10 protein-coding genes are annotated in these 14,210 nt (G+C 71.1%); 6 read left to right on the top strand and 4 right to left on the bottom strand.

Annotated elements, in window-relative coordinates; genetic code table 11:
- Nucleotides 1-2: 2 nt before the first annotated feature.
- A complete protein-coding gene (locus ABTY98_RS24050) occupies nt 3-1,619 on the top strand; it encodes a serine/threonine-protein kinase (protein WP_352223021.1) in 1,617 nt (538 codons plus the stop codon).
- A gap of 57 nt (nt 1,620-1,676) precedes the next feature.
- On the opposite strand, the gene ABTY98_RS24045 is transcribed toward ABTY98_RS24050, so the two are convergent.
- Complete coding sequence (locus tag ABTY98_RS24045) at nt 1,677-3,563, bottom strand: glycosyltransferase family 2 protein (protein WP_352223020.1); 1,887 nt, start codon at nt 3,561-3,563, stop codon at nt 1,677-1,679.
- Nucleotides 3,564-3,700: 137 nt separating this feature from the next.
- Here ABTY98_RS24045 and ABTY98_RS24040 point away from each other — a divergent pair, with 137 nt between their 5' ends.
- The 3 genes from ABTY98_RS24040 (at nt 3,701) to ABTY98_RS24030 (ending at nt 8,207) form a co-directional block, all read left to right on the top strand.
- Nucleotides 3,701-4,585, top strand: coding sequence for a serine/threonine-protein kinase (locus ABTY98_RS24040; RefSeq protein WP_352223019.1), 885 nt, complete (start codon nt 3,701-3,703; stop codon nt 4,583-4,585).
- Nucleotides 4,586-4,709: 124 nt separating this feature from the next.
- The gene (locus ABTY98_RS24035) at nt 4,710-6,335 is read left to right on the top strand and encodes a succinic semialdehyde dehydrogenase (protein ID WP_352223018.1); all 1,626 of its coding nucleotides are present in this window, start codon (nt 4,710-4,712) and stop codon (nt 6,333-6,335) included.
- 96 nt (nt 6,336-6,431) lie between these two features.
- On the top strand, nt 6,432-8,207 hold the full coding sequence (locus ABTY98_RS24030; RefSeq protein ID WP_352223017.1) for a GMC family oxidoreductase N-terminal domain-containing protein: 1,776 nt from the start codon (nt 6,432-6,434) through the stop codon (nt 8,205-8,207).
- 123 nt (nt 8,208-8,330) lie between these two features.
- Here the strand turns inward: ABTY98_RS24030 and ABTY98_RS24025 are convergent, their stop codons facing one another.
- On the bottom strand, nt 8,331-9,350 hold the full coding sequence (locus ABTY98_RS24025) for an LAETG motif-containing sortase-dependent surface protein (RefSeq protein WP_352223016.1): 1,020 nt from the start codon (nt 9,348-9,350) through the stop codon (nt 8,331-8,333).
- Nucleotides 9,351-9,634: 284 nt separating this feature from the next.
- Here ABTY98_RS24025 and ABTY98_RS24020 point away from each other — a divergent pair, with 284 nt between their 5' ends.
- Nucleotides 9,635-10,792, top strand: coding sequence for a hypothetical protein (locus ABTY98_RS24020; RefSeq protein ID WP_352223015.1), 1,158 nt, complete (start codon nt 9,635-9,637; stop codon nt 10,790-10,792).
- A gap of 652 nt (nt 10,793-11,444) precedes the next feature.
- Here ABTY98_RS24020 and ABTY98_RS24015 read toward each other — a convergent pair.
- Nucleotides 11,445-11,732 carry a chorismate mutase gene (locus ABTY98_RS24015; RefSeq protein WP_352223014.1) on the bottom strand — a complete coding sequence of 96 codons (288 nt, stop codon included), beginning with the start codon at nt 11,730-11,732 and terminating at the stop codon, nt 11,445-11,447.
- Nucleotides 11,733-12,019: 287 nt separating this feature from the next.
- Between ABTY98_RS24015 and guaA the strand changes: the two genes are divergently transcribed.
- The gene (gene guaA / locus ABTY98_RS24010) at nt 12,020-13,600 is read left to right on the top strand and encodes a glutamine-hydrolyzing GMP synthase (protein WP_352223013.1); all 1,581 of its coding nucleotides are present in this window, start codon (nt 12,020-12,022) and stop codon (nt 13,598-13,600) included.
- 12 nt (nt 13,601-13,612) lie between these two features.
- On the opposite strand, the gene ABTY98_RS24005 is transcribed toward guaA, so the two are convergent.
- A complete protein-coding gene (locus tag ABTY98_RS24005) occupies nt 13,613-14,116 on the bottom strand; it encodes a pyridoxamine 5'-phosphate oxidase family protein (RefSeq protein WP_352223012.1) in 504 nt (167 codons plus the stop codon).
- Nucleotides 14,117-14,210 lie beyond the last annotated feature (94 nt).

Below are 14,210 nucleotides of genomic sequence, written 5' to 3'. Positions count from 1 at the left end.
CCATGGGGACCGACGGGGAAGCCGTCCGTCTGATCGCGGGGCGTTATCGCCTGGAAACGCGGCTCGGGCGGGGCGGGATGGGTGTCGTATGGCGCGCGACCGATCAGTTACTCGGTCGGCAGGTCGCCGTGAAGGAACTCACCGTCGACGACTCCCTCCCGGACGACGACGCCCGGCTACGCCGCGACCGCACCCTGCGTGAGGCGCAGGCCGTCGCGCAGCTGCACCACCCGCACATCATCGTCGTGCACGACGTGGTGGAGGAGGGCGAACGGCCCTACATCGTCATGGAGCTGATCGACGGCGGCTCGCTCGCCGACCGCATCGCGCGGAACGGTCCGGTGGACGTCGGCGAGGCCGCGCGGATCGGGATCGCCCTGCTGAGCGCGTTGCGGACGGCGCACACGGCCGGGGTGCTGCACCGGGACATCAAGCCGGCGAACGTGCTCGTCGAGGCGGGCACCGGGCGTGTCGTGCTCACCGACTTCGGGATCGCCCAGGTCGCGGGCGCCACCACGCTCACCGAGAGCGGTTCCTTCGTCGGATCGCCCGAGTACACCGCGCCCGAGCGGATGTCCGGCTCCCGGTCCGGTCCCGCCTCCGACCTGTGGTCGCTCGGTGCACTGCTGTGCGCGGCGCTCAGCGGTGAGTCGCCGTTCCGGCGCGACTCGCTCGGCGGGATCCTGCACGCCGTGGTCTCCGACGAGATCCGGCCACCGGCCCAGGCGGAGCCGCTGCTGCCGGTCGTACGAGGGCTGCTGGAGCGGGATCCCGAACGGCGGCTGGGCGCGGCGGAGGCCGAGCGGATGCTGCGCGGGTTCCTGGAGACGGGGTCCGTGGCGGCCACGAGTACGACGGAGAGCGTCGGTGTCTCCGCGTACACGCCGACCCAGCGGGACGTGCCGTGGCCACCGGCCCCGGCACCGGAAGGGTCACCCCGGTACTCGCCCCGTGGGGTGCTGATCGCCGCCCTGCTCGTCGCCGCGATGGCCGGCGCCGGGGTGTCGGCGGCCGCGCTGCTGTTCAACGGCGGCGGAGGCGGCGGCACCCCGGGCCCCGGGGGTACGACGACCGTCACCGCGTCACACACGACGGCCACGACCCCGCCGTCGTCCCCGTCGTCCCCGTCGTCCCTCTCGTCCCCGTCGCCCTCGTTCCCGGCCGCCACCTCCCGCACCGCACCCTCCGGTTACCGCCTCGCGCAGGACCCGGCCGGTTTCTCCCTCGCCGTACCGGAGCACTTCACCCGCGACCCGCAGGGCGAGCGCGTCTTCTACCTGTCGCCGGGGCAGACCTTCCGGCTCGGCATCAAGGTCTCCGAGCCGCAGACCGGCGGACCGGGGACGGCGATACGGCGGGCGGCGGCCGACGGGCCGAGCACGAACCCCGGCTACCACGACGGCCGGGTCACCGACACCACTCACTCCGGACACCCCGCCGCCTTCTGGGAGTTCACCTGGAAGGGCATCAGCGCGTCGGAGGGCCCCCGGCACACCTACGACCTCTGCTGGGAGGCGGACGGCCGGTTGTACGACGTGTGGGTCTCGGCACCGGTAGGGAAGGTGCGGGAGGCACGGGAGTACTTCGACGTCGCGGTGGACACGTTCGCGGGGAAGTGAGGGCGGGATGCGACATGGATCCGTGCCCGGTACGTCCTGTCTACAGGGGGGCGCCCTTCACCTGCCCAGTCTGTCCAGCCAGCGGCGCGCCGTACCCGGCCGGTACGCCGGGCCCTCCAGTCGTAGCACCACGCCGTCCCGGACGACCGCGTACGCCACCGGGGTCGACGTCTCCGGGAGAGTGACGGGGTGACGGCCGGACGGGAGCTCGAGGCGGCCGGGGAGACGAAGGCGGGCCCCCGCCGCCTCGGGCACCAGCTCCGCCTCCACCGTCACCGTCGACACGGTCACCTTGACGGGTGCCGGAGCCGATCCGGCCGTCGCCGAGATGTACGGCAAGGGGAGCCCGCGATCGTCACGCCCGGCGTTCTTCTCGGCGGCCTCCGCCGTGTCAACGCCCAGCCTGCGCTGACGCTGGTCGATGTCCAGGGCCAGTTGGCCGCTGCCCGTCCAGTAGGGGAGGGCCAGGCGCCCGCCGGTCAGTGCCGGGGCGGCGGCCGGGGCGCCGTGGGTGCCGTCTCCCGTCATACGGGCCATCCGGTCGATGCCCAGCAGTTGCACGAACGCCCACACGTCGTGCACCCCGCGCTCCAGCGGACGGCCGCCCGCCAGCCGTTCCGGGTCCAAGCGCAGTCGGCCGGACGCGACGAGCTGAGACCGTCCTTCCCCCAGGGACTTCAGCCGTACCTCCAGGTCGCCCTCCGGGTACCACCAGTCCTCCCGATCCCGGTCCTTGACCACCAGCTCGGCGTAGGCCAGCCGGAACGGATCGCGGACCTCCCAGCCGTCCTCGATCCCGGGCACGCCGATCAGCAGCTCGGGGTCCAGCCACTGCCTCCTGTCGCGCTCGACGAGGACCAGCGGTTCGCCGTCCCCGCGCAGCAGGCTCAGCGTGATGTCGGCGACCAGGCGGCCGTCCTCCCACCTCGGATCACCGACCTCGGTGCGGGCCTTCACCTCGCGGACGCGCTCGGCCAGCGCCACCGCGCCGTCGAAGTCGCCGCGTTCGAGGAGTTCGGCGCGCAGCCGGGAGACGGCCGGGAGGCCCTCGCGCACGGCCGCCGGGAACTCCGTCAGCGCCAGTTCCCGGCCCGATTCGAAGCGCGGTCGCTGCTCGGCGGGGTCCTCGCGGAGGATCTCGGGCTCGCGGGTGCGGGAGAGGATCTCCACGTGGTAGAGGCGGTGGAGAAGGCGGTTCTGGAGGGCGTCGACGTCGTCGGAGGGGGGCGTGCCGTCCTTGATCTGCCCGACGATGGTGCGGACGTTGGTCCAGAACCCGTACCGGGGGTCGAACCGGTGCCGGGTGTTGTTGCCGCCGTCGTCCCGCTTCATCCAGTAGTAGCAGGGGTAGTCCGCGAGGACGGAGATCCGCTCGGCCTTGAGGTAGGCGGCGCTGACGAAGAGCAGGTCCTCCAGGATCCAGGGCCCCTCCGGGAACCGCAGGCCATGCTCCTCGACGAAGGCGCGCCGGAACATCTTGTGCGGCGACATGCTCTGCATCAGCTCGTCGTTCTCGATGGTGCAGGCGTCCACCGTGTACCGGAACAGCCGCCTGGGCCGAACCATGGTGCTGGACATCTTGCCGAGTACGACGTCGGCGTCGTTGCGCTTGGCGTGGTCGTACAGCCGCTCCAGGGCCTCGGGCCCGAGCGTGTCGTCGTGATCGACGAACTGGACGTACTCGCCCCTGGCATGCCGCATGCCGAGGTTGCGCGGTGCACCGGGCCAGCCCGAGTTCGCCTGGGTGTGCACCTGGACGTTCGGATGGGCGGCGGCGATCTTCTCCAGCCGAGCCAGGGTGTCGTCGGTCGACCCGTCGTCGACGTAGATCACTTCGTACTCGTCGGCGGGTAGGCTCTGCCCCAGCAGCGACGGCGCGCACTCGTCGACGTACTTCCCGGTGTTGTAGACGGGAACGATGACGCTGACCTTGACTCTCGGCATTCCACGGACCTTACCTGCCCGGCCAAGAAGGGCGGCGGCACCGCCCGGGGCACTGCCCTCGCGGACTCAGCGCATGTCCAAGGCGCTCTGACCGCGCCGCTTCGACAAGGGTGTGGTGCGCAGGGTACTCATGTGCCATGAACGCAGACGGCGAACAGCCGCCCGACGGACGTCTGATCGGTGGCCGTTACCGGCTCGTCGAGCGCATCGGGGCCGGCCCCACCGGCACCGTGTGGCGCGCCCACGACGAACAGGACGGGCGGTACGTCGCCGTCAAGGAGCCCCGCCTGACCGGCGATCCGGCGGACGAGGAACGGCAGCGGGCCGCGCACCGCCTGCTGCACGAGGCCCGGGCCGCCGCCCGCGTCGACCACCCCTCAGCCGTCGCCATTCACGACGTACTCCTCGATGACGAACTCCCCTGGGTCGTCATGGAGTTGGTGGAAGGCGAGTCTCTCCAGGAAGCCCTCGTCTCCCGTGGGCCCCTGTCGCCCGCCGAGGCCGCCCGGATCGGCCTCGCCGTCCTGGGTGCCCTGCATGCGGCGCACGGCGTCGGCATCGTCCACCGTGACCTCAAGCCGTCCAACGTCCTTCTCGGAGTCGGCGGCGACCGTGTCGTCCTCACCGACTTCGGCATCGGCGCGGGGCAGCAGGGGCAGGGGTACGGCGGCTTCGTCGCCCCCGAGTGCGCCGAGGGGCGCGGCGCCGGTCCCACCTCCGACCTCTGGGCCCTGGGCGCGCTGCTCAGCACGGTCATGGACGCCGCGGAAGGCCCTCTTGGCCCCCTTCTCGAGGGGCTCCGCGCCTCCGAACCCGAGGCCCGTCCGGACGCCCCGGCCGTCGCCGAGGTGCTGGCCTCCGTCGCCGGGGTGAGCCCGCCGCGGTGGGCCGTGGAACCCGCGCCATCGGTCCCGTCCGCCCCGCCGTCCCCGGCCCCGCCGTCCCCGGACCCCGAGCCGCGGCGCCTCACCCCCCTCGCCGCCCTCGGCCTCCTCCTCGCCAAAAAACCGGAACGCGGCTGATCGTCCGCCCCACGTCCTGATCAGCGCATTCCCCGCCAGTGATCACTGGCGGCATGTGTGTACTCCGTGAATCCGAGTTACCCACGGGTACCCAAAGGCCCCACTCCCGAATACCCTGCGGCACATGACGGACTCGCAGGCCCCGGCACACGCACCGGCCCACACCGGCACGAACCCCCTCGCCCCCGCCCCCGCAGGGGCCAGAACGGCCGCCGACGTGGTCACGCCCGAGCTGGTCGCCCAGCTCACCAAGGGTGTCGTCGGTTCCGGACGCACGGCCAACCACACGCCCTTCACCGGCGAGAAGCTGGCCGACCTGCCCGAGTCCACCCCCGAGGACGTGGCGAAGGCCTTCGACGCGGCCCGCGCCGCACAGGCCGTGTGGGCGAAGGTGCCGGTGCGGCAGCGCGCGGCCGTCCTGCTGCGCTTCCACGACCTGGTCCTGGCCCGCCAGGCGGAGGTCCTCGACCTCATCCAGCTGGAGACCGGCAAGGCCCGCCTGCACGCGCACGAGGAGGTGCAGGCCGTAGCCGTCGCCGCCCGCCACTACGGCCGCAAGGCGCCCTCCTATCTCCGGCCCAAGCGGCACGCGGGCGCCATGCCCACCCTCACCAAGGTCACCGAACTGCGTCACCCGCGGGGCGTGGTCGGCCAGATCGCCCCCTGGAACTACCCCCTCGAACTCTCCGTCGGCGACGCCCTCCCCGCCTTCGTCGCGGGCAACGCGGTCGTCATGAAGCCGGACACGGAGACCTGCCTGACCGCCCTGTGGGCGCGCGATCTGCTGATCGAGGCGGGACTTCCCGCCGGTGTCTTCCAGGTCGTCCTCGGCGACGGCCCGGTCGTCGGCCCCGAACTCGTCAAGCACGCCGACTACGTCTCCTTCACCGGCTCCACCCGCACAGGGCGCGAGGTCGCCCAAGGAGCGGCGGCCCGCCTTGTCGGCGTCTCCCTCGAACTCGGCGGCAAGAACGCCATGCTGGTCCTGGAGGACGCCGACATCGAGAAGGCGGCCGCCGGCGCCGTCCGCGCCTGCTTCTCCTCGGCCGGCCAGCTCTGCATCTCCATCGAGCGGCTGTACGTCCACGAGTCGATAGCCGACGCCTTCGTCGAGCGCTTCGCCGCCCGCACCAAGGCGATGCGCCTCGGCAGGTCCCTCGCGTACGGCGCGGACATGGGATCCCTGGTCGGGGAGCGCCAGTTGGCGACCGTCACGCGGCATGTGGAGGAGGCCGTGGAGAAGGGCGCGACCGTCATCGCCGGCGGCACCGCCCGCCCCGACATCGGCCCCTACTTCTACGAGCCGACCATCCTCGACGGCGTCGAGGACGCGATGGCCGTCTGCACGGAGGAGACCTTCGGCCCGGTCGTCTCCCTCTACCGCTTCAAGACGGAGGAGGAGGCCATCGAGCACGCCAACGCGACGCCGTACGGCCTCAACTCGTCCGTCTGGACGAAGAACGGCGGTCACGGCCGCGAGGTCGCCGCCCGCCTGCGCACCGGCACGGTCAACGTCAACGAGGGCTACGCCCCCGCCTACGGCAGCGTCCAGTCCCCGATGGGCGGCATGAAGGACTCGGGCCTGGGCCGCAGGCACGGCTCGGAGGGCATCCTCAAGTACACGGAGGCACAGACGGTGGCCCAGCAGAGGCTGCTGCCGATGGCCCCGGCGCTGGGCATGGACGACGAGAAGTACGCCCAGTTCATGAGCACGAGCCTGAAGGTGATGAAGGCACTGGGGCTGCGCTGACTTACCCGGGGCGAGGGCCGTGTCGACACGCGGCTCCGCCGCGTCGGCGCGACCGATCACGAACCACCCGCACGCGAAACTCAACGAGGAGCACCCGTGCCCCAGGACACCTACGATTACGACGTCATAGTCGTCGGCTCCGGCTTCGGCGGCTCGGTGACTGCCCTTCGCCTGACGGAGAAGGGTTATCGCGTCGGCGTCCTGGAAGCCGGCCGCCGCTTCACCCGCACCACCCTCCCCAAGAACTCCTGGGACATCAAGAACTACCTCTGGGCCCCCGCACTCGGCTGCTACGGCATCCAGCGCATCCATCTCCTCGGCAACGTCATGGTGTTGGCGGGGGCGGGCGTCGGCGGCGGCTCCCTCAACTACGCCAACACCCTCTACGTCCCGCCGAAGGCCTTCTTCGACGACCCCCAGTGGCGTGACATCACGGACTGGCAGGAGGAGCTGCGGCCGTACTACGACCAGGCGCGGCGCATGCTCGGCGTACGGCTCAACCCGACGATGACCCCCTCCGACGTCCACCTGAAGGCGGCGGCGGAGAAACTCGGCGTCGGCGACACCTTCCATCTCGCCCCCGTCGGCGTGTTCTTCGGCGACGGCAAGGACGCCGACGGCGAGGCGAAGGCCGCGCCCGGCGACCAGGTCGCCGACCCCTACTTCGGCGGCGCCGGCCCCGCCCGCAACGCCTGCACCGAGTGCGGCGAGTGCATGACCGGCTGCCGGCACGGCGCGAAGAACACCCTCAACGAGAACTACCTCCATCTCGCCGAGCAGGCGGGCGCGGTCGTCCACGCCATGACCACCGTCGTCTCCGTCACCGACGACTCCCGGGGCGGCTACGCGATCGCGACCCTCCCCACCGACGACAAGAAGGCGAAGGGCCGGATCTTCAAGGCGCGCCGGGTCGTCATCGCGGCCGGCACCTACGGCACCCAGACCCTGCTGCACCGGATGAAGGCCGGCGGCCGGCTGCCGTACCTCTCCGACCGGCTCGGCGACCTCACCCGTACCAACTCCGAGGCCCTGGTCGGCGCCCAGACCGACAACCGCCGTTATCGCAAGGCGCACGGCACCCCGCAGGCCGACTTCACCCGGGGCGTGGCGATCACGTCCTCGATCCATCCGGACGAGAACACGCACATCGAGCCGGTCCGTTACGGCAAGGGCTCCAACGCGATGGGCGGCCTGTCCATCCTCCAGGTGCCGTACGCGGAAGGCTCCTCCCGCGTCCTCGGCTGGCTGGCGAACGCGGCCCGCCACCCCCTCCTGGTGCTGCGCTCGCTCTCCAACCGGCGCTGGTCGGAACGGACCATCATCGGCCTGGTGATGCAGTCGCTGGACAACTCCCTGACGACCTACCTGAAACCGGACGGCGTCGGCAAGGGCCTGCTGACCGCCCGGCAGGGCCACGGCGCCCCCAACCCCAAGCAGATCAAGGCCGCTTCGGAGGCGGCCACCGTGCTCGCCGCCGAGATCAACGGCTTCGCCGGCAGCAACGTCGGCGAGCTGATGGGCACCCCGCTCACCGCACACTTCCTCGGCGGCTGCCCGATCGGCGACTCACGCGAGACCGGGGTCATCGACCCTTACCACCGGCTCTACGGCCACCCGGGCATCTCGGTCGTGGACGGCGCCGCCGTCTCCGCGAACCTGGGCGTGAACCCGTCCCTCACCATCACCGCGCAGGCCGAGCGCGCGATGTCGTACTGGCCCAACAAGGGCGAGGCGGACCCGCGTCCGCGGCAGGGCGAGGCGTACGAGCGCCTCCGGCCGGTCGAGCCGCACAGCCCCGCGGTCCCGGCGGAGGCCTTCGGCGCGCTACGGCTGCCGCTGCTGGACATCCCGGCCGTACCCCCGAGGAAATGACCGGGGCGTAAGCCAGGGCGTCCGGACGTCGAAGAGGGACCTGTGCCCCCCTCCGAGCCCAGGTCCCTCTTCATCCGGTGCGCGCGGCCGCCGTACGACGGCCGCGCGACCTCGTTCATATGGCTATGCGTCCGCCCCGGCCTTCCGGCGCCGCACCACGAACACCGCACCGGCACCGGCCACGACGGCGACCCCGCCGATCAGGCCGATGGCCGGGAGCGCCGAGCTGGAGCCGGTGTCGGCGAGGTTGCCGGTGGGCAGGTCGGAGACATCGCCCTGCGGCTTCTTCACCGAGTCCTTGCTGTCGTCGTCGCTCGGCGTGGCCGTCCCCGGGTCCGGGTTGGACGAGCCGGCCTTGAGGACCGTGAAGTCGTACTGGGCCCAGCCCTCGGCGATGCAGTCCTGGCCGTCGACCTTGTCGAGGTAGGCGCCGGAGCCGAAGGAGTAGGCGTCACCGGCGGGCGCCTTGGCGTCGATGGAGACGCGCAGGTCGACCGACTCGCTGGCGCCGGACTTGAGCTTCTCGACGTAGAAGAAGTAGTCGCCGGCCCAGTCGTCGCTGCCGATCCGGTCCCAGGAACCGCTGTCGGGGTTCTTGAACTCCAGGTCGACGTAAGGGCTGAGGTACTTCGCCTCGCTTAGCTCGTAGTTCTCGACCTCGGCGTAGAAGGCGACGTCCTGGACGTCGGTCTTGGACTCATTGGTCACGACCAGCTTGAAGCCGTGGAAGCCGTCACCCGCGACGATCTTGCCGGGCAGGCCCTTGATGTCGGCGGACAGCTTGGCGTCGGTGAAGTCCTTGTCGAGGTCCTCGCAGTACGGGACGTCCGGGTCGGACGGGTCCTCGCTGGGCCCCGCCGACTCGGACGGCTCGGCCGAGGCGGAGGCAGACGCGCTCGCGCTGGGGCTCGCAGTGTCGCTGGGCGAGGCGGAGGCCGAGGCGGACGCGGACGCGCTGTCGCTCGCCGAGGCGGAGTCCGACGGGGAGGCCGAGGCGGACTCGCTCGGGATCTCGCTGGGTGCGCTCTCGGACGCGGACGCGGACGGCGTGTCCTCCGCGAACGCGGTCGGCGCGGACAGCAGGGCGACTGGCGCGATGACAGCCGTGGCGGCTGCCGCGGCCATGGCGCGGCGAAGCTTCATCAGGACCCCCGTGATTCAGGTGCGGCAGACGGATGTAACCGCTGGTTCTGGTGATGTGACCCGCGAATCCCGTGAATGGTTGCCTCCGCATTGACCGGATTCTTATGTGACGGTCGTCACTTCATCCCGGTCTGCCGAGTGGCCGCCTCGTGCTTTACAGCGCCGGAGACGCGCTGTGGCCCACCCCGGGGCGGCTGATCGAAGCCGACCGCGAAGGCGGGCATGTGCACAACCGGTTCCAAGGTTATTCTCGCCCCCGTCGATCGGCCGAGCGAGAGAGTGTCATGTCTGACAGACGGTCCGAGCAGTCGTCGGGGGACGAACCGTCGTCGTCCTCCTCCATGCCCGATGAGGTGTGGGAGCAGTTCATTCGCGACACCGAGCGCGACATCCGCAAGTCCGCTCCGAAGGAGCCCTCCGCACGGGCCCGTGAGGTGACCGAGCGGCTCAAGGGGCAGCAGGAGCCCGAGGGTTGGCGGACCGGGCCCGCCTGGCAGGAAATGAACGGGCGGGCCGCCCGGCGCCGTAAGATCTGGACGGTCGTCGGCCTGCCGCTGGCGGTCGCCGTGGCCGTCGTGGCCATGCGGCCCTCACTGATCCCCGGCGATCCCTTCGGCTCGTCGTCCGGTGCCTCCTCCGGTACCGACACCGCGACCTCGCCGCTCCCCGCCGAGACCGCCGCCCCGACCGCGCCGCCCTCCGCGGTCGCCGCCGACACCCCCACCCTCGACCATCCGTTCGCCGGTTCCCCGGCGCTGCGCTGGGCCGACGGCGCGGCCGGCATCGTGCTGCCGAAGGCCACCGCGCTCGGCTCGATACCCAAGGACCGCGTCGAACTGGCCCTCCACCAGACCAAGAAGCTCCTGGTCGACGCCAACCTCGACCCCGAGGTCGTGGCCGGCGCCCACCCCGATGCCGCCCTCGCGGTGCTCGACCCCCGGCAGCCCGGCCTGCTCGACGAGCTCAACACCGCGCTGCACACCCCGAGCAAGACCCATGACCCGCTGTCCCTCTTCAGCCGCTTCGACCCCGAGGACGTGCACCTGGCCGGCCAGGTCGTCAAGACGCGCGGCCGGATCACCTTCGCCAAGGGCAAGTACGAGGGCGTGGCCGTGCACGCCGACTTCACCTTCGTGTACCCGGTCGTCCGTGCCGACGGCTCCGACGAGGTCACCCGCACCATCGTGCGCCGCATCATCGACACCGAACTCTCCGACCCCGCGCACTACCGGGTCACCCCCGGCCGCCTGACCCTCCTGGGCTACGACGAGGACGCCGGCAACTCGGCCTGCGACATCGACGACGGCTATCTGCACCCGCAGTTCCCGTCCCAGGCGCCCACGGGCAGCGCCGCCCCGACCGGCCCGTCGATCGACCCGTACGACCGCAGCAGGAAACTCGGGAACGAGCCGGAGGGGTGCGGCACGGTGAGCCGTACATAGCTCCACGTAACTCTGAGCCGCTCTGCGCTCTGCGGCGCTCTGTGTGCGGGCAGGCGAAGGGCCCCGCGGGACGGAGCCGCGGGGCCCTTCTTCCGTCAGCACCGACGTCAGGGCAGCGTCGGTGCCGGGGAGCGGCGCCGGGGGGTTGCGCCGCTGGTCTCTGTGCCCTGCACCACCGTCCGTGCCCCGGGTCGCCGCCCCGCGCACTCGGGACGTACGGCAGGTCTCGACCTTGACGGACGGTCGGCACACGGCAATTCCGTTGCCTGAACTGGGACTTGGGAGCTGAGAAGGCCATGGGAGCCTTCTAGGCATCGTGCTGGATGCACGCGGCCTCCGCAACCGTTTGACCCAGCCCTTGTGCATTTTTGCAATTTTCCGCCGGTCGGCCCCGGGCGTCCCCGGAGCCGACCGTCTCTGGTGTGACCGGGCTGCTGTCCCCTGCCGTCCGGTCACGTGACTGGAGCGAGGTCCCACGACGCACAGCACGATCCGTACGTCTCGTCGCCCCAGTGAGCCACGCGTGGTTCTTTCGGGCCCGCCCCTGGCTGACACGGACACCCCATCCAACGAAGCGGTTCGCGTGCCGGTCACGCGCCGTACGGGTGAGAAGGCCCCGAACTCAGGTCCACCCGACTCAGGTCCACCCGACTCAGATCCGGCCGCGGCACAGTTCGAGGAGGGTCATGGCGAGGGAGGTGCCCGGCCTGCCGAGCGCCTCGCTGTAGTGGCCGAGGACCTCCATCTCCCGGGACAGGTTCACCCGACGGCCGCCGGAGGTGATCCGGGCCTCCTGGATGACGGCGGAGACCGCCATCCGTTCATGGATCAGGCCGATGATCCGGTCGTCGAGCGTGTCGATGCGCTCCCGCGCGCCGGTGATCACATCGGCGGCCTCGGTGGTACGGGCGCCGGTCCTCTCGGCGGGGCTGACGGTCATGTCGGGGCTCCTCGTTCTCGGAAGGCGGGAGGCCCCGGACCGGCACGATCCGGAGAAACACCAGGCGCCCCGGACCTTGTCGGCCCGGGGCGCCTGGGGAAGTCGCTTGTCAGTTGCTCAAGCGGCACGACCATGGCAGCCGGCGGACCGGGTGCCATAGGTAAAGAAGAAGGTCGTCTGCGTGAGCATGGCGGCGAGTATGCCACATCACCTCGTCGGGGCGTCCCGCGCCCGCCCCGTTAGAATTGGTAACCACAGACCCCCGCCCCACCGCCGGAAGGCACCCCGTGTCATCAGCGACTCCCGCTGCCGCCACCCCCGACACCGTCCTGGTCGTCGACTTCGGCGCGCAGTACGCCCAGCTCATCGCCCGTCGCGTCCGCGAGGCCCGGGTCTACAGCGAGATCGTGCCGAGCACCACGCCGGTCGCCGAGATGCTCGCCAAGAACCCGGCGGCGATCATCCTCTCCGGCGGCCCCTCGTCCGTGTACGAGGAGGGCGCCCCCCGCCTGGACCGCGCGCTCTTCGAGGCCGGCGTCCCCGTCTTCGGCATGTGCTACGGCTTCCAGCTGATGGCACAGTCCCTCGGCGGCACGGTGGACAACACCGGCGCCCGTGAGTACGGCCGTACCGACCTGCATGTCGCCAAGCCGGCCTCCACCCTCTTCGAGGGCACCCCGGCCGAGCAGCATGTGTGGATGTCGCACGGCGACGCCTGCTCCGCCGCCCCCGAGGGCTTCGCCGTCACCGCGTCCACGGACGTCGTCCCGGTCGCCGCCTTCGAGAACGACGAGAAGAAGCTCTACGGCGTCCAGTACCACCCCGAGGTCATGCACTCCACGCACGGCCAGCAGGTCCTGGAGCACTTCCTGTACCGGGGCGCGGGCCTGCAGCCGAACTGGACCACCGGCAACGTCATCGAGGAGCAGGTCACCGCGATCCGCGAGCTGGTCGGCGACAAGCGCGCCATCTGCGGTCTGTCCGGCGGCGTCGACTCCGCCGTGGCCGCCGCCCTCGTCCAGAAGGCCATCGGCTCCCAGCTGACCTGCGTGTACGTCGACCACGGCCTGATGCGCAAGGGCGAGACCGAGCAGGTCGAGAAGGACTTCGTGGCCGCGACCGGAGTCCAGCTCAAGGTCGTCGACGCCGAGGCGCGCTTCCTGGATGCCCTCGCCGGCGTCTCCGACCCCGAGGAGAAGCGGAAGATCATCGGCCGCGAGTTCATCCGGGTCTTCGAGCAGGCCCAGGCGGAGATCATCGCGGACGCGGGCCCGGCCGTGGAGTTCCTGGTCCAGGGCACCCTCTACCCGGATGTCGTCGAGTCCGGCGGCGGCACCGGCACCGCGAACATCAAGTCCCACCACAACGTCGGCGGCCTCCCCGAGGACCTGGAGTTCGAGCTCGTCGAGCCGCTGCGCAAGCTGTTCAAGGACGAGGTCCGGATGGTCGGCCAGGAGCTCGGCCTGCCGGAGGAGATCGTCCAGCGCCAGCCGTTCCCCGGCCCCGGCCTCGGTATCCGGATCGTCGGCGAGGTGACCAAGGAGCGGCTCGACCTGCTCCGCGAGGCCGACGCGATCGCCCGCGAGGAGCTGACCGTGGCCGGCCTCGACCGCGACATCTGGCAGTGCCCGGTGGTCCTGCTCGCGGACGTCCGCTCGGTCGGCGTCCAGGGCGACGGCCGCACCTACGGTCACCCGATCGTGCTGCGCCCTGTCTCCTCGGAGGACGCCATGACGGCCGACTGGTCGCGCCTGCCGTACGACGTCCTCGCGAAGATCTCCACCCGGATCACCAACGAGGTCCGTGACGTCAACCGGGTCGTCCTCGACGTCACCTCGAAGCCCCCGGGCACGATCGAGTGGGAGTAGGGCGAGTAGGCCCTATCTGCGCCTGACGGTGCGCAGGGGTTCACCGGGCTGCCAGAACTCGACGACCAGATACGTGTTGTCCTCGACGCGGGTGCGGACGACCTCCGTCAGCTCGGTACGGAAGAGGTGGAACGGCTCCGGCGGTTCCACCTCTTCCCTGTAGGCCCCCTTCACCGCCGTGTCCACGACCTCGTACGCCCGTCCGGCGATCCGTACGTCCCCGTCGCCCATGTCGGTGCCGTCCCCCGGATCGGCCTGGAGCGCGAACCGCGGGTCGCGCAGCAGGTCGAGCGCCTTCACCGAGCCCGGCATCATGCCGAGCCAGAGCCCGCCGTCCAGGAAACGGACCTCCAGGCCCGAGGTGCGAGGGGAGCCGTCCTTGCGGAGGGTGGCCAGGACGTGGTGGCGGTGCGCGGCGAAGCGTTCCTCGACGGTCCGCGCCAGGTCGGGCGCGGCGACGGCGAAGGCCGCCCAGTCGGCACCGGCTGTTCCGCCCGTAGGAGCTGTACGTGTCATACCGGCCAGGGTGCTGCCGATACCCGACATCTTCTGTCGTGATTTGCTCGCGTGCGTCATCTTTACAGAACAGCTCTGTTTTCCTGCGCTGACC

The sequence above is a fragment of the Streptomyces sp. NPDC096040 genome (assembly GCF_040303265.1).
Lineage (GTDB): Bacteria > Actinomycetota > Actinomycetes > Streptomycetales > Streptomycetaceae > Streptomyces.
Note: the sequence above shows the minus strand (reverse complement) of the source record. Positions and strands in the feature narration are given on the sequence as shown.